Consider the following 14430-nt stretch of genomic DNA (forward strand, 5'->3'; position numbering starts at 1 on the left):
CGGCGACAGAGACTTCAGACTAACAATGCAAACCTGCGTCGCTGCGCTCCGACTGCCCGGCCGGATGACCGTGGAATAGGTGGCCGGATGTTGGTGGACTGAGTGGCCGGATGGCGTGGAATGCCCACCAGGACTTCAAAGAAAGCCAACAACATCGGTCCTTGGCCGTCCTTGGGATCCCGGGCATTGATCGACGGCCACGATTTCACGACCAGGGCGCCGGATCGATAAATCAATTTCTCTGCCGTGTCGGCGATAGGGTCATCGTCCTCCCGGTAAGCGGAACTCAGCCGTAGATCGGTAGAGAAAACGTCCAGCTGCCGGTCATCAAACTCAAAACTGGCAGAGTTGTCAGGTGTAGACTCGCTCAATGCCTGCTGAAATGCACCGGCATGAGCGAACCGCTCCTTTGGATCATTCTGCAATGCTTGCACGAGGACGTTTGCAGGCCACTCTTCTGATGACTCAACCTGAGCTTGAATACTTGCAACGTAGGCGACATCGAGCTTCAGAGGCATTGGCCGGGCCTGAAGCAGATGCCAACCGATCAGCCCGAGCGCGAAGACATCACGACAAAATGGCGTACTGCCTTCCATCGCAGTGTCCAAGTCTTCAGGGAGTGCGATAGCACCGATGCTCAGCAGGGTACGCAAATCGCCGAGAGTACCGACAGGCTGGTAATAGGCACTGATGAAATTGGAAAGAGCGATCGATGACGATGGAGAGAACCATACGCTGTGGTCACCCAGATCACGGTGAGCAATGTTGAATCCATGCAGCCCGGCAAATTGGGCCAGAAGAATTTTGAAAAGCTGGACGCGCTCAAGCGCAGTCATCCGCTCCACAAAGCGGTTGATGAACTCGTTCAGGCGGTAATGCCCGTCCGGCATTTCAAGCAATTCGGCATATTGCTCGGTGATACTGTCGGGGCTGGCATTACGCTTAGGGCGAGCACAGCGATTCATCAACTCCTGATCGCGCAGACGGAGGTAGACCATGACATCCCTCTCGCGGGACAGGATTCGGTACCGTCCTTCAGTCGTTCGAGCACGGGTGTCATCGAGCTTCGAAAAGTCCCAGAGCCGGACCATCGCACGGTCATCCTTGTTATGGATATTGACCGCGTCGTACTCTCGGTAGACTTCTGTTGGGTGTGTGAACACCGCTTGAGACTGCGCACGGTAGTCATCGACAACAAGCTCTTTGGGCTTAACCGTGCCTTCATTGATGATGCCATCGAAGAAGCCGAAATGCTCGTTCAAGCCGATATTCGAGCGCGCGTTGAATCGGTCTTTAAACCACTTAGGGTCGGCCATTTCCAGAAAGTCGTCCAGCAGCATGACATGCTGCATCTCGACCTCAGGAAGATTCAGGGTACATTTGCCGGTGAGCACAATGCAGAAGTCGATCCATGGCTCTTTCCCGTTAGGCAGCCGAGACTTTAGGCCCTTGATTCGTTTCCTCAGTTCAAAGGTTTTCCGACGGGTTTTGTCTACAGGCGAGACTTCTGTTTCCTTCCCGTCTTGGTGCCATTTACCGCCGTGGCTGGTGATCTCGCCGCGCCAGTGCTTAAGCTCGACAACAAGAACGAGGCTGTGGGTGACGATGACAAGATCGAACTCCCCATCTGAGCCCCGCGAGTTAGCAAAACGAAAGCCTGCGTAGCCGCGCCAAGGCCATATGCCATGGCCTGCCTCAGGTTTCTTCAATTGTTTCAGAACGTCAAACGACTTCCCCTTCGAGGGGCCTGATCCTGATTCCGGAGGAAGCTCTTTGGGCCCAAATGCTTTGGCTATCTTGTGGATAGCGTCGATCTCAAACGAAAGGAGACCTCCTTCCCAATAGCGTACGTCCATGTAATCCCCGCGACTTTTCACAATGGAGTCAATCTGCCATACGTTAAGGGAAATGGTGGCCTATTGAAATAAAATATCGGAGGATTTAGCGATTTGGGATCCGTTTTCTTGAGATCCGCCTAGCTCACATTTTTCGCTTTCTAGGACTAACTTCGACTTCACCCGCGCTCAAGGCTCGGAGTCTCGCCGATGACGACGGCCAACTACGCCACGATCCATTTACTCCCACTGACGGTCCAAACGATCGCGCCATCCGGCAACTGACCGCCAAACGTCTGCTCTTTGCCGATTTTTTGCTTTTAGCCAAGGCTAGCTTGCGGTCGAGTCCAGCCGGTCATGAAAAGATCTTGAGCACTGGTCAAGTCGAATGCAAATGGGTGGTCAAGTCCATGCAATTACTCAAATGAGCCAATGAAACGCTTGTTCCGCAGTTTGAAAACGGAAAGGATGCCAAGTGTAGGCTATATGAGCGCCACAACTGGGAGCGGCCATATCAGTTCAATGACGGGCTATAGCCAGCGATTGCCGAAGAAAAACTTAATCCAGTGTCCGGGATTAGTTGACCACCACATACACCACGCTGATGGTAGACGGCCTCTTCCCCATGAACATGGATAGATGAACAAACTGCACACGGTCGGTTTCTGAAACCACTATAAACAAGGGACCATCCGCCTTATGAACATCTAACATCGGCCACTTGTTAAATCATGTATTCTGGATGATGACTGTCCATTGGTTCTTTCAGTTTCCCTCCCATCCACTTTCCTCCCGTCCTACTCTCCAGCAATCAACGCTCGATTCGTTTGGTCACGTAACACGCACCCCGGATCATAGGACTTTATAAATCTCGGAAATCACCTGCATCGTTGCGGTTTCGATCGTTCCTTCGTTCCGGCATAAGACCCAGCCGTGATCTGCAATCGCTTGCTCGAATGCCTGGGTGCAGGCGACATGTTCTTCCAGTCTATGGATCACCGTGCTGTTCAGCCCGCGCTGGCGTGCTGCTGCTCTGGCCCATGAAATATCAGGCGCGGTCACAACTCCGATATGCAGGTCAGGAACTCGGACGTTTCGTTCAATGTTCAACTGTAGAATCTCTGCGAACGGGACTAGCCGGCGAAACGCAGCGTCAGACGGATACCAGCGATCAATCAAGATGATGCTGTCGAGTGGCTGTTCAGTCAGTACGTGCTGAGAAATCCAGGTGCGGCTATCCGCCAGGCGCTCGCAAACCTCCAGCTCCAATACCCGGGTGGGATTTCTGACGAGCTTATTAACGAGGCTCATCGTTTCCCCTCTATAAGGGTCGCTTTTTTTCTCGCAAAGTCTGATCACCTTTTTGTTGTCTGCCCTCAGTACTTTTGTAACGGCCTCCAACAGTGTGGTTTTGCCGGTTCCCTTGGGGCCATCCAGAGAAATAAACAGCGGGCGTTTCATGCTTCACACAACGCTTGATTCAATGGACTGCTCCGTCTGCGCTTTGGGGGAGAATTTCAATACTCTCAGGGTCGTCCGGATTCGATACTTCGAAACACCAACCGTTGCATCGGTCATGGGGTTGCCAGAGTCTCATTAATCCTCGATGCACTCATTTGATTTATTTCGCTAGCCGCTGCCCAGCGGGTCACGCCCCCTGCCCTGCGGCCGAACGCTTACTGCCGCCAATTTTCGCCAAGCCCCTAATGCATCATGTTGTATAGTCATTGGCCAACAGCTCCATCTCACTCGGTGATCCATGTCTTACCCCCTCGACGCCATCACTCACACCTACCTGGGCAGCAACGTCTATTCCCAGTTGCGCAACGCACTGATTACGGGCGGGCTGAAACCGGACGATCGATTGCGCATACGGGAGCTGGCCAGTCAGTTGGGGACGAGTGTCACGCCCGTTCGCGACGCCATTTTGCAACTGGCAAAAGAGAAAGCCCTGGTACTCAAAACCCCCAAGGACATCCGGGTTCCGGTGCTCGACAGTGGCGCTTATCTTGAAATCCGCACGCTGCGGCTGAATCTCGAAGGCTTGGGCGCCGAAACAGCCGCACGACTTGCAACCTCCAGTGACCTGGCGCGCATCGACGCCAACATCCAGCGCAACCTTGAGGCCATCAATAACCATGACCTTCCCGAGGCGCTGCGTCTCAACAGTGAGTTTCACTTCCTGATCGCGGAAGCTGCCCGCATGCCTCTGCTGCGCAGTTACCTGGATAGTCTGTGGATGCGGGCCGGTCCATTGATCGCTCAGGCGTACGCGCACTTTTCCCTGACCATGGCCATCGAGCACCATGTCGAGATACTCAATGCCCTGCGCAATCAGGACGCTGCAGCAGCCAAGCACGCGATCCAGACCGACATCCTCGACGGCAATCAAAAAATGTTGGAATTCATAGCGGTCAGTCAGGAAGCGGTCTCCTAGAGGCGGTTTTCCCGCGAACGGCTATTGACAGTCACTGCACCTGAAAAGATGATGCATCAAACATCAATTGAGTCAGGTGCGTCCATGAGCGAGAAAAAAAAGCTTCTTTTGACCGGTGCCAGCCGCGGTATTGGCCATGCGACGGTCAAGCACTTCAACGCCGCCGGCTGGGAAGTGTTCACCGCCTCCCGCCAGGACTGGGTTGCCGAATGCCCGTGGGCGGAAGGTTTGCTCAACCACATCCATCTGGATCTGGAGGATATCGACAGCGTCAGCGCCAGCTTGGCGATCATCAAGGACAAGCTGGGCGGACGCCTGGATGCCTTGGTGGATAACGCCGGTGTATCGCCAAAAGGCCCGGAAGGCGGTCGACTCGGCGTGCTGGAAACCGATTACGCCACATGGCTCAAGGTGTTCAACGTCAACCTGTTCTCCACCGCGCTTCTGGCTCGCGGTTTGTTCGATGAGCTGAAGGCAGCCCAGGGCAGCATTATCAATGTCACCTCCATCGCCGGTTCCAAGGTGCACCCGTTCGCCGGCGTGGCCTACGCCACGTCCAAGGCCGCCCTCTCGGCACTGACCCGCGAAATGGCCTTCGACTTCGGTCCGCACGGGGTGCGGGTCAATGCCATTGCTCCCGGCGAAATCGATACCGCGATCCTGTCTCCGGGCACCGCGGATATCGTCCAGCGGCTGGTGCCGATGAATCGTTTGGGCAAGCCCGAAGAAGTGGCTTCGCTGATTTATTTTCTCTGCACCAGCGGCGCTTCCTACGTGAACGGCGCGGAAATTCACGTCAACGGTGGCCAGCATGTCTGAAGCGGTCATGGACAAGGCCCTGTGCAACGACCTGATGACCACACAAGCACCGGCGGTGGAGGCTGCCGAGGCGCTGGATATCGCCGATCGGGTGTACGGCCTCAAAGGCAGGCTGAAATTGCTGAACGGTGAGCGCGATACCAACTTTCTCATTGATACCCCGCGCGGTGCCTTTGTCCTGAAGTTCATCAATCCCGCCGAAGACCCCAACGTCATCAGCTTTCAGACCCAGGCTTTGCTGCACATCGAGCAGCACGGTGCCCATCTGCCAGTCCCACGCGTTCTATCCTCGCGCCACGGTGAGGTTGAACCGACGGTGCGGGTCAATGACCAGCAACTGACACTGCGCACTGTCAGTTACCTGGACGGGATCTCGCAAAATCTTGGCAAACCCAGCGCCGCGCTGATGCATGAGCTCGGCACGTCCCTGGCCGAGGTCAACCTGGCCCTCAGGGACTTCCACCACCCCGCCGCCCACCGCGACTTGCTCTGGGATGTCGGGCACGCCGAACGCGTCAGGCCGTATCTGGACCACCTGGCCACCGATCAATTGCCGCTGGTTTCCCGCTTGCTCAATCGCTACGAAACCCATGCAAAGCCGTGCCTGGCGAAGCTGCGGGCGCAGGTGATCCATAACGACCTGAATCCGCACAACGTCATGCTCGACTGCGAAACCGGCACCCGGGTCTCCGCCATCATTGACTTCGGTGATGCGCTCCACGCGCCTCTGATCAACGAGTTGGGAACCGCACTGTCCTACCAGTTCGACGCCGACGCCGCGGATCCGCTTTGGCAGATCAAGGCCTTTGCTGCCGCCTACCATGCGCGGATCCCATTGCAGCGAGAGGAACTGGAGGTTCTGGGCGAACTGATCGCCATGCGCATGGCCATGGCGATCACCATCGCCCAGTGGCGCGCCAGCCTTTATCCAGAAAACCGCGTCTATGTCCTGCGCAACCTGCGCTCAACCTGGCGCAACCTGCAATGCCTGAGCGCAATGCCCGAAGGGCTGCTGACCCAAAGCCTGATCAACGCCTGCACACCGGAGGCTTCATGAGTTCGTCCAACGCTGCTGAGCTGCTTGCCCGTCGTCAACGCGCGCTGGGGGCCAGTTATCGATTGTTCTACGAGGAACCTTTTGCCCCGGTGCGAGGTGAAGGTGTGTGGCTGTACGACAAGGACAACACCGCCTTCCTCGATGCCTACAACAATGTGGCCTCTATCGGACACTGCCACCCTGCCGTGGTCGCGGCGATCGCCGAGCAAAGTGCCCAACTCAATACCCACACCCGCTATTTGCATCCGTCGATCGTGGATTACGCCGAAGACCTGCTCAGCGAGTTCCCCCCGCAGCTCGACAACATGACCCTGACCTGTACCGGCAGCGAGGCTAACGATCTGGCGCTGCGCATCGCGCGTTGTCACAGCGGTGGGACGGGCATCATCGTGACTCGCTGGGCCTACCATGGGGTGACCAGTGCCCTGGCTGAAGTCTCGCCCTCGCTGGCCACCGGCCTGCCAACCGCCAGCCATGTGCGCCTGGTCGATGCTCCGGACTCCTATCGCCGAACCGCCGATTTCGTCGGTAGCGTGCAAGCGGCTGTGCAGGATATGCAAGCTCAAGGCATCAAGCCTGCAGCGCTGCTGGTGGACAGCATTTTCTCCAGTGATGGGGTGTTCAGCCCGGCCAACGGCGAACTGGCGGCTGCGGCGCAATGCGTGCGTAGCGCCGGCGGGCTGTATATCGCCGATGAAGTCCAGTCCGGCTTTGGCCGTACAGGCGGTCAGCGCTGGGGGTTTGCCCGCGATGGGGTGATTCCGGATCTGGTCACCCTGGGCAAGCCCATGGGCAACGGCCATCCGGTTGCCGCGGTGGTTGGGCGCTCTGCGCTTTTCGATCAATTCGGCCGCCAGCAGCGTTACTTCAATACCTACGGCGGCAACCCGGTGTCCTGCAACGCTGCGCATGCAGTCCTGCGGGTGTTGCGCGAAGAAGACTTGCAAGCGAACGCCCGGAACGTCGGCGATTACCTCAAGGCCGGGCTGCGCCAACTGGCCGAGCGCCATGAAGTCATTGGCGATATCCGCGGCGAGGGGCTGTTTATCGGCGTCGAACTGGTGACCGACCGTGCAACCCAGGCACCGGCGACGACTGCCGCCGCGGCCGTGGTCAATGGCATGCGCCGCCGTCAGGTGTTGATCAGCTCGACGGGGGCAAAGGCCAATACCCTCAAGATTCGCCCGCCCCTGGTGTTTGCCCGCGAGCACGCGGACCTGCTGCTAGAACGCCTGGATGAAACCCTGACCGAGCTGCACTGAACGCCGCCTATCGCCGAGACAGACCTGGCCTGTCCCGGCGCCCGCGCTCCTGGGCCGGGGCAATAAACCGGCAATTCCAATGTTCAGGCACCCCGATGGTGCGCAGACCGGCCCCGTCCCCCATAAAACCCTTGAAATCAGGCCGGCTGGATTGGATGGCACAGAATCTGCTTTATTAAAAAATATGATGCATCATGTTTTAACCATGAAACACAATGGGAGGGTTTGAGATGACAGGTAACAGTACAAGCGCCTTCGTCCGCTTCAAAGGGGTGGAGAAAAGTTACGACGGTCTCAAGACCGTGGTTAAGCGATTAGACCTGGACGTTGCTCAGGGCGAGTTCCTCACCCTCCTCGGTCCTTCCGGCTCGGGAAAGACCACCAGCCTCATGATGCTGGCCGGTTTCGAAACGCCGACTCAAGGCCAGATCTTTCTCGAAGGACAGGCCATTGAAAGTGTCCCGGCTCATCGGCGCGGCATAGGGATGGTGTTCCAGAACTACGCCTTGTTCCCGCACATGAGCGTGGCCGAAAACATGGCGTTTCCCCTGCAGGTGCGCGGCATCAAGCGCCACGAAATAGAGACCCGGGTCAAGAAAGCCCTGGAAATGGTACGCCTGGGAGAACTCGCCAATCGTTACCCCGCGCAACTGTCAGGCGGTCAACAGCAGCGGATCGCCCTCGCCCGAGCGCTGATCTTCGAACCCAAGCTGGTGTTGATGGACGAGCCACTGGGCGCGCTGGATAAACAATTGCGTGAACAGATGCAGCTGGAAATTCGCCGCTTGCACCGCGAGCTCGGGTTGACGGTGGTATTCGTCACCCATGACCAGGCCGAAGCCCTGACCCTGTCCGACCGCATTGCGATTTTCAACGACGGCGTCATCCAGCAAGTCGACACCCCGCAAGCGCTCTACGAACGTCCGGCCAACTCCTTCGTGGCCACTTTCATGGGCGATACCAATGTCCTGCCGGGCGTTTTGGCTGCGTTCAACGCCGACCGATGCCAGGTGCAACTTGAACAGGGTGAACAGCTTTACGCACGTACGACACCGGGCCTGGCCACGGGCAGCCGTGCTTCGCTGTCCATTCGCTCCGAACGAGTGACCTTGGATGGCGACGCCCGTTATGACAGCCGCCTCGCCGGGTGTATCGAGGAATGCATCTATCTGGGGGACCACGTGCGCATCCGCCTGAACGTCGCGGGTAATAGCGACTTCAACGTCAAGGTGCCCATTGCCCAGATGCAATCCCACTGGCGTGAAGGTCACAGCCTTCCCGTCTGTTGGCATAGCGCCGACGCCTCGGCGCTCGATGCAATGCCTGCTTGACCCCCCTCCTCCCTTTTTGTTGATGAAATCAGGATATTTGCCATGCTCAAGCGTCTTGCTGCACTGACTGTTCTGGCTGCTTTCGGTTGCCAGGTGAATGCTCAACCATTGACCGTTGTGTCCTTCGGCGGTCTGAACAAGGACGCCCAGGACAAGGCGTTCTACCAACCCTTCAGCGCTGCGGGCAAAGGGGCGGTCCAAGCCGGGGAATACAACGGTGAAATGGCCAAGATCCGGGCCATGGTGGAAACCGGACAAGTGAGTTGGGATGTGGTGGAGGTCGAAAGCCCGGACTTGATCCGCGGCTGCGCCGAGGGCCTGTTCGAACCTCTGGACTGGAGCAAACTGGGCGACGCCAGTAAATTCGTCAGCGGCGCCGTCAGCGAATGCGGTGCCGGGATTTTCCTCTGGTCGACCAACCTGACGTACAACAGCGCCAAGCTCAAGACAGCCCCCAAAGGCTGGGAAGCGTTCTGGGACACCAAGGCCTACCCCGGCAAGCGCGGCCTGCGAAAAAGCGCCAAGTTCACCCTGGAAATCGCCCTTCTGGCTGACGGGGTAAAACCTGCCGAGTTGTATCAGGTACTGGGCACACCGGAAGGCGTCGACCGGGCCTTCAAGAAACTCGACCTGATCAAGTCCGATATCCAATGGTGGGAAGCCGGGGCTCAACCCCTGCAGTGGCTGGTCTCGGGCGATGTGGTGATGACGTCTGCCTACAACGGCCGCGTGTCCGCCGCCCAGGGTGAAGGCCACGACTTCAAGATGGTCTGGAACCACAGCCTGTATGACATCGACAGCTGGGCCATCGTCAAAGGCTCACCGAACAAGGTGCTGGGGGAGCAGTTCATTGCCTTTGCCAACGAAGCGCAGCACCAGAAGGTGTTCGCGCAGAACATCCCCTACGGCCCAACCAACAAGGACACCCTGGCGCTGATCGACGCCAAGACCCGCGAGCAACTGCCGACGGCGCCAGCCAACCTGGAAAACGCCCTGCCCGTGAACACCAACTTCTGGATCGATCACGGTGAGGAACTGGAACAGCGTTTCAATGCCTGGGCCGCTCGCTGATCAACTGCCCCACAGCTGCCCGAATCGTGCCGGCGCTCGTCGCCAGCGCATCCGGGCAATGTTGACGATAGGAGAACTCCCATGTCCGAAGCGCTAGCCCTTCAATCGGCGCCGTCAGTGGTTCAGACGCAACGCTTGCAGAGGCAACTACAGGCTGCCAAACGTGCTTACACACGCCGCTCGATGCTGCTCATCCTGCCCTTGCTGGCATTGCTGGTGGTCGGCTTTTTAACCCCGATAGGGTCACTGCTGACCAAGAGCGTGGAAAACCCGGAAGTCGCCAACGCCCTGCCAAAGACCCTGGTTTTATTGAAGGGTTGGGATGGCAAGGCATTGCCGGGTGAATCCGTGTTCCGCGCCCTGGGTGAGGATTTACGCAGTGCGCGCAGCAATGGGCAGCTGTTTGCGCTCAACCGCCGACTGGGTTACGAAAGCGCCGGCTTGCGCAGCCTGTCGACGGCTGTTCTCGGGCGTATGCCGGGCGACGGCGCCAATGTCCGTGACAGCCTGATAAAAGGCGTGCCGGCACTGGGCGACATCAAGACTTGGTCAACCCTCAGCCAGCTCGGCCAACCCTACACCAGCTTCTACTGGTTGGCGGCCTTCGACCTGAAACTGGACGCCGGCCAGATCCAGGCCGTGGCCCCCGACAAAGCGCTGTACCTGGACGTCCTCAAGCGCTCGCTGACGATCGCCGGGCTGGTCACTGTGCTCTGTGTGCTGCTGGGTTATCCGCTGGCCTACTGGCTCTCGCGACAACCCGCGCGACGGGCCAATCTACTGTTGATACTGGTGCTGCTGCCGTTCTGGACCTCGCTGATCGTGCGCACGGCAAGCTGGATCGTCCTGCTGCAATCGGGCGGTTTGATCAACAACACGCTGATTGACCTGGGAATTCTCGAGAAACCGCTGCAACTGGTATTCAACCGCGCGGGCGTGCTGATTTCCATGACGCATATTTTGCTGCCGTTTCTGATCCTGCCGCTGTATGCGGTCATGAAAGGTATCGACTCACGCTATGAGCGCGCAGCGATTTCCCTGGGTGCCCACCCCTTTACCGCGTTTCAAAGGGTCTACCTGCCGCAGACCTATGCCGGGGTAACGGCCGGAGCGCTGCTGGTGTTCATCATGGCCATCGGTTACTACATCACCCCCGCACTCCTGGGTGGCCCGGGGGACCAGATGCTGAGTTACTTCGTGGCGTATTACACCAACACCACCATCAATTGGGGCATGGCCACGGCGCTGGGCAGCCAACTGCTGATCATCGTGCTGTTGCTGTATTGGGTTTACGCGCGGATCTCGCGCCCTGCCAATCGAGCTGCATAAGGAGGCTGCAATGAAGCATGTCGAACCGCTAGAGATCCGTGTGCTGCGTCCGTTTTTGAGCCTCTACAGCCTTGCTCTGTTGATGTTCCTGATCATCCCGATCCTGGTCATCGTCCCGCTGTCATTCAACGAGGGCTCTTTTCTGAGTTACCCGTTGAGTGGCCTGTCGTTGCGTTGGTATCGCGAGTTTTTCAACTCCAGCGACTGGATGCCGGCCCTGCTCAACAGCCTGAAAATCGCCCCCGCCGCAACCTTGCTCGCCACGGTACTGGGCACCTTGGCGGCGGTCGGACTGTCTCGGGGTGAATTTCGCGGGAAGGCGCTGATCATGGCGATCATGATTTCGCCGATGGTGGCGCCGGTGGTGATCGTCGCCGTCGGGCTGTATTTCTTTTTTGCCAGCTGGGGACTGCTCAACACCTACCCAGGCCTGGTCATCGCCCATGCGGTGCTGGGCGTGCCTTTCGTGGTGATCACCGTCAACGCGACACTTCAAGGTTACGACCGCAATTTCACACGGGCTGCCGCCAGCCTCGGCGCAACACCCTGGTATGGCTTCAAGCGCGTGACCCTGCCACTGATTGCACCGGGCGTCTTGAGCGGCGCGCTGTTCGCCTTCGCCACTTCATTCGACGAAGTCGTCGTGACGCTGTTTCTCGCCAGCCCTACGCAACGCACTTTGCCGATGCAAATGTTTGCTGGGATCAAGGAGAACCTCAATCCCACCATCGCCGCCGCAGCCACCATGATGGTACTCGGCGCGTTACTGCTACTGCTGGCCATGGAGGCCCTGCGCCGCCGGAACGAACGGATTCGCGGCACCTTGTGAGGGCTATCGCCGAGAACGTGCCAGGCACGGGTCAATCAACGCGCAAGCGCAATAACGACTCAAGAACCCGGGTTAGTGAGCTGGATGTACACCGCCCAGGAGCCGAGCATCATCCAGAATGGGGCGAAGATCCACGGCGTGCGAACCGAGAACAGCAAGGACTTGCGATAGCCCTTATGGCTGGACTCGCTCTCGCAGAACAAGGGCGACTCGTCATACGCCAGCCCCATCAACGGCTCGCTGCGCAGCAGTTCGCTTTGTTTGAAGTGCCAATGGTCGATGATCTCGTAGGCGGCCTTGATCCCCGGCCAAGCATTGAGGGAGCTGAGTACCCCCAGCAATGCCAGGAAAGGTGGCACCGCCAGGGTGAACAATTTGCCCCATTCCGGATTGAGGTTGGCCATGCAGGATGCAAAGGCAATCACCAGAAATGACTGCGCCGATAAATAGGCATCGGTGCGGTTGGCCAGGATGCTGGTTTCGTACTGGATCTCCCGACGATAGAAATCCAGGCGTTCCTTGGGCGAACCGAACATTTTGGCGTTGTGCTCGGTGAGCTCGGTTTCTTCCATGTGGGACGTCAGTATTCTGGGCAAAGCAATTCACCTTGTCTGTCGCTGGGCACAATCCTCAGCGTTGTTGATGCTCAGGTTCGGACAGGGTCCGAGCACTGCCCTTTGGTCCGGCCACCAGCCATGCCAGCAGCCCGAGCAAGGGCACAAAGACAATGACCACCACCCACACGCCCTTGCTGTCCCAGGGTTTGGTACTGCGCAGCACACTCCTGATCGCCCACAGTTCCACCAGCAACAGGATTACGGCCAGGGCGATCCAGACATAGTGTTGTATTTGCATGATTTACCTCCCGATTCATAAAGGCTTAGGTCGGGGTGGCCAGCGAGGGTTCATTAAATTTATCGCGCCCCAGAGCCATCGGCGTGCGGTCAACCGATTCTGCGACGCCCCGGCTAGAGCACAGCGCGGGGCCGAATTGGCGTGCAGTCGGCGCCAGAGCAAATCCGGTTGAACCTGACTTGCCTTGGGTCCTCGAATAGCTGTGCAGGTCTGCACGCGATCACCGACCGAGTGCCGGGAACGAGAGATACCTATGAGTTTCATTGTCTGGATGGCAGTGCTGGGCGCAGTCTTGCTGTTGCTCGCGCTGACCTCCTCCTATCTGCGTTGGATGCCGGTCACGACTTCAGCGGTGTGCCTGGTACTGGGGGTTGCCATCGGCCCTGCGGGTCTGGGGCTGTTGCAACTCGACCTGAAACACGCAGCGCCATGGATGGAGCACCTGAGTGAAGTGGCGGTGCTGTTTTCCCTGTTCGTCTGCGGCTTGAAGCTGCGCCTGCCTCTTGGCCACAAAATCTGGCGCGTGGCCTATGGCCTGGCCGGACCGGTGATGTTGCTGAGCATTATCGGCGTGACCCTGGTCCTGCATTACCTGCTTCAAATGTCGTGGGGTGCATCGCTACTGATTGGCGCGGTGCTGGCGCCCACCGACCCGGTGCTGGCGTCGATGGTGCAGGTCAATAACGCCCAGGACTACGATCCGGTGCGATTTGGCCTCTCCGGCGAAGCGGGGCTCAACGACGGCGTGGCCTTTGCATTTGTCATCCTCGGGCTGGTGCTGGTTAAAGCCGATGGTGGCAATGGCGCCTTGTACGACTGGCTTTGGCGGGATGTGCTGTGGGCGGTTCCGGCGGGATTGCTGATCGGCTACTGGATGGGGCGCGGCCTGGGGCGCATTACCTTGTTGCTGAATACCCGGAATGATGACTGCACCGTCTCGCCCAACGACTACCTGACCCTTGCCCTGATTGCGCTGGCCTATGTGGCCGCCGAAAGCCTGCATGGCTATGGTTTTTTATCGGTATTCGCTGCCGGCCTCGGGTTGCGCCAGGCCGAGGTCAATTCGGCGGCCAACCCTCAGGTTCCGGCCGAACACCTGGTGCAACCCCTGGTGGGGCATCAGGATGTCGAACCGCACAAAGCCCTGCATGGCGACACTCAAAGTCTGGAAGGCACCCAAGTGGCCGCTGGAATCATGATGGGCGACATGCTGGCCTTCGGCGGTTTGGTCGAGCGGGCGATGGAAGTCTTTATGGTCACGCTGCTGGGGGTGGTACTGATCGCCCACTGGGATTGGCGTGCACTGCCAATTGGGGCCGCATTATTTGTGTTGATCCGCCCCCTGAGCGTGCTGTTGATTCCCTGGGGCGGCTTGCTCTCCGGCCGCCAACGCTGGCTGATCGGTTGGTTCGGGATCCGCGGTATCGGCAGTCTTTACTACCTGTTCTATGCCCTCAACCACGGCGTACCTCCGGTAACGGCTGCGCTGTGTACCGACCTGACGCTGTCGATTGTGGCATTGAGCATTCTGCTGCACGGTCTCAGCACCCAACCGCTACTGGCGGGTTATGAGCGTTATAAAAAAACCTCGCACCGGTAAATGTA

General features: G+C 58.4%; 13 protein-coding genes and 1 pseudogene. 10 read left to right on the top strand and 4 right to left on the bottom strand.

The window, feature by feature from the left end; genetic code table 11:
• Positions 1 to 14: 14 nt before the first annotated feature.
• On the bottom strand, positions 15 to 1856 hold the full coding sequence (locus tag AC19YX_RS31065; protein WP_500607752.1) for an NERD domain-containing protein: 1842 nt from the start codon (positions 1854 to 1856) through the stop codon (positions 15 to 17).
• Positions 1857 to 2252: 396 nt separating this feature from the next.
• Between AC19YX_RS31065 and AC19YX_RS31070 the strand changes: the two are divergent.
• A pseudogene (locus AC19YX_RS31070) lies at positions 2253 to 2371 on the top strand (IS3 family transposase); the annotation flags it as partial.
• Between the two features lie 316 nt (positions 2372 to 2687).
• On the opposite strand, the gene AC19YX_RS31075 reads toward AC19YX_RS31070, so the two are convergent.
• Positions 2688 to 3296, bottom strand: a complete 609-nt coding sequence (locus tag AC19YX_RS31075; RefSeq protein WP_500607753.1) for a dTMP kinase — start codon at positions 3294 to 3296, stop codon at positions 2688 to 2690.
• Positions 3297 to 3594: 298 nt separating this feature from the next.
• Between AC19YX_RS31075 and AC19YX_RS31080 the strand changes: the two genes are divergently transcribed.
• The 8 genes from AC19YX_RS31080 (at position 3595) to AC19YX_RS31115 (ending at position 11970) form a co-directional block, all read left to right on the top strand.
• Positions 3595 to 4272: a GntR family transcriptional regulator gene (locus tag AC19YX_RS31080; RefSeq protein ID WP_020294582.1), complete on the top strand. Its 678-nt coding sequence runs from the start codon at positions 3595 to 3597 to the stop codon at positions 4270 to 4272.
• Between the two features lie 84 nt (positions 4273 to 4356).
• Positions 4357 to 5091 (top strand): SDR family NAD(P)-dependent oxidoreductase, encoded by a 735-nt coding sequence (locus AC19YX_RS31085; protein ID WP_078472927.1) that lies wholly within the window; start codon positions 4357 to 4359, stop codon positions 5089 to 5091.
• Positions 5084 to 6148, top strand: coding sequence for a phosphotransferase (locus AC19YX_RS31090; protein WP_500607754.1), 1065 nt, complete (start codon positions 5084 to 5086; stop codon positions 6146 to 6148). Before AC19YX_RS31085 ends, AC19YX_RS31090 begins: the two co-directional genes overlap by 8 nt.
• A complete protein-coding gene (locus AC19YX_RS31095; RefSeq protein WP_500607755.1) occupies positions 6145 to 7410 on the top strand; it encodes an aspartate aminotransferase family protein in 1266 nt (421 codons plus the stop codon). Before AC19YX_RS31090 ends, AC19YX_RS31095 begins: the two co-directional genes overlap by 4 nt.
• A 215-nt stretch (positions 7411 to 7625) precedes the next feature.
• Complete coding sequence (locus AC19YX_RS31100; RefSeq protein WP_421546780.1) at positions 7626 to 8741, top strand: ABC transporter ATP-binding protein; 1116 nt, start codon at positions 7626 to 7628, stop codon at positions 8739 to 8741.
• A gap of 42 nt (positions 8742 to 8783) precedes the next feature.
• On the top strand, positions 8784 to 9812 hold the full coding sequence (locus tag AC19YX_RS31105) for an ABC transporter substrate-binding protein (RefSeq protein ID WP_500607756.1): 1029 nt from the start codon (positions 8784 to 8786) through the stop codon (positions 9810 to 9812).
• An 81-nt stretch (positions 9813 to 9893) separates the two neighbouring features.
• Complete coding sequence (locus tag AC19YX_RS31110) at positions 9894 to 11141, top strand: ABC transporter permease (protein ID WP_500607757.1); 1248 nt, start codon at positions 9894 to 9896, stop codon at positions 11139 to 11141.
• A 10-nt stretch (positions 11142 to 11151) separates the two neighbouring features.
• Positions 11152 to 11970, top strand: a complete 819-nt coding sequence (locus AC19YX_RS31115) for an ABC transporter permease (RefSeq protein ID WP_020294589.1) — start codon at positions 11152 to 11154, stop codon at positions 11968 to 11970.
• Positions 11971 to 12029: 59 nt separating this feature from the next.
• On the opposite strand, the gene AC19YX_RS31120 is transcribed toward AC19YX_RS31115, so the two are convergent.
• The gene (locus AC19YX_RS31120) at positions 12030 to 12566 is read right to left on the bottom strand and encodes a hypothetical protein (RefSeq protein WP_043228280.1); all 537 of its coding nucleotides are present in this window, start codon (positions 12564 to 12566) and stop codon (positions 12030 to 12032) included.
• 34 nt (positions 12567 to 12600) lie between these two features.
• Positions 12601 to 12825 carry a PLDc N-terminal domain-containing protein gene (locus tag AC19YX_RS31125; RefSeq protein ID WP_020294591.1) on the bottom strand — a complete coding sequence of 75 codons (225 nt, stop codon included), beginning with the start codon at positions 12823 to 12825 and terminating at the stop codon, positions 12601 to 12603.
• A gap of 253 nt (positions 12826 to 13078) precedes the next feature.
• Between AC19YX_RS31125 and AC19YX_RS31130 the strand changes: the two genes are divergently transcribed.
• Positions 13079 to 14425 carry a cation:proton antiporter gene (locus AC19YX_RS31130; RefSeq protein WP_078472933.1) on the top strand — a complete coding sequence of 449 codons (1347 nt, stop codon included), beginning with the start codon at positions 13079 to 13081 and terminating at the stop codon, positions 14423 to 14425.
• Positions 14426 to 14430 lie beyond the last annotated feature (5 nt).

It is taken from the genome of Pseudomonas sp. MF09150 (assembly GCF_059862355.1).

Bases quoted from the DNA above. Each gene is read 5' to 3' on its own strand.
- AC19YX_RS31065 (WP_500607752.1), bottom strand. From the start codon at position 1,856: ATGGACGTACGCTATTGGGAAGGAGGTCTCCTTTCGTTTGAGATCGAC.
- AC19YX_RS31075 (WP_500607753.1), bottom strand. From the start codon at position 3,296: ATGAAACGCCCGCTGTTTATTTCTCTGGATGGCCCCAAGGGAACCGGC.
- AC19YX_RS31080 (WP_020294582.1), top strand. From the start codon at position 3,595: ATGTCTTACCCCCTCGACGCCATCACTCACACCTACCTGGGCAGCAAC.
- AC19YX_RS31085 (WP_078472927.1), top strand. From the start codon at position 4,357: ATGAGCGAGAAAAAAAAGCTTCTTTTGACCGGTGCCAGCCGCGGTATT.
- AC19YX_RS31090 (WP_500607754.1), top strand. From the start codon at position 5,084: ATGTCTGAAGCGGTCATGGACAAGGCCCTGTGCAACGACCTGATGACC.
- AC19YX_RS31095 (WP_500607755.1), top strand. From the start codon at position 6,145: ATGAGTTCGTCCAACGCTGCTGAGCTGCTTGCCCGTCGTCAACGCGCG.
- AC19YX_RS31100 (WP_421546780.1), top strand. From the start codon at position 7,626: ATGGGAGGGTTTGAGATGACAGGTAACAGTACAAGCGCCTTCGTCCGC.
- AC19YX_RS31105 (WP_500607756.1), top strand. From the start codon at position 8,784: ATGCTCAAGCGTCTTGCTGCACTGACTGTTCTGGCTGCTTTCGGTTGC.
- AC19YX_RS31110 (WP_500607757.1), top strand. From the start codon at position 9,894: ATGTCCGAAGCGCTAGCCCTTCAATCGGCGCCGTCAGTGGTTCAGACG.
- AC19YX_RS31115 (WP_020294589.1), top strand. From the start codon at position 11,152: ATGAAGCATGTCGAACCGCTAGAGATCCGTGTGCTGCGTCCGTTTTTG.
- AC19YX_RS31125 (WP_020294591.1), bottom strand. From the start codon at position 12,825: ATGCAAATACAACACTATGTCTGGATCGCCCTGGCCGTAATCCTGTTG.
- AC19YX_RS31130 (WP_078472933.1), top strand. From the start codon at position 13,079: ATGAGTTTCATTGTCTGGATGGCAGTGCTGGGCGCAGTCTTGCTGTTG.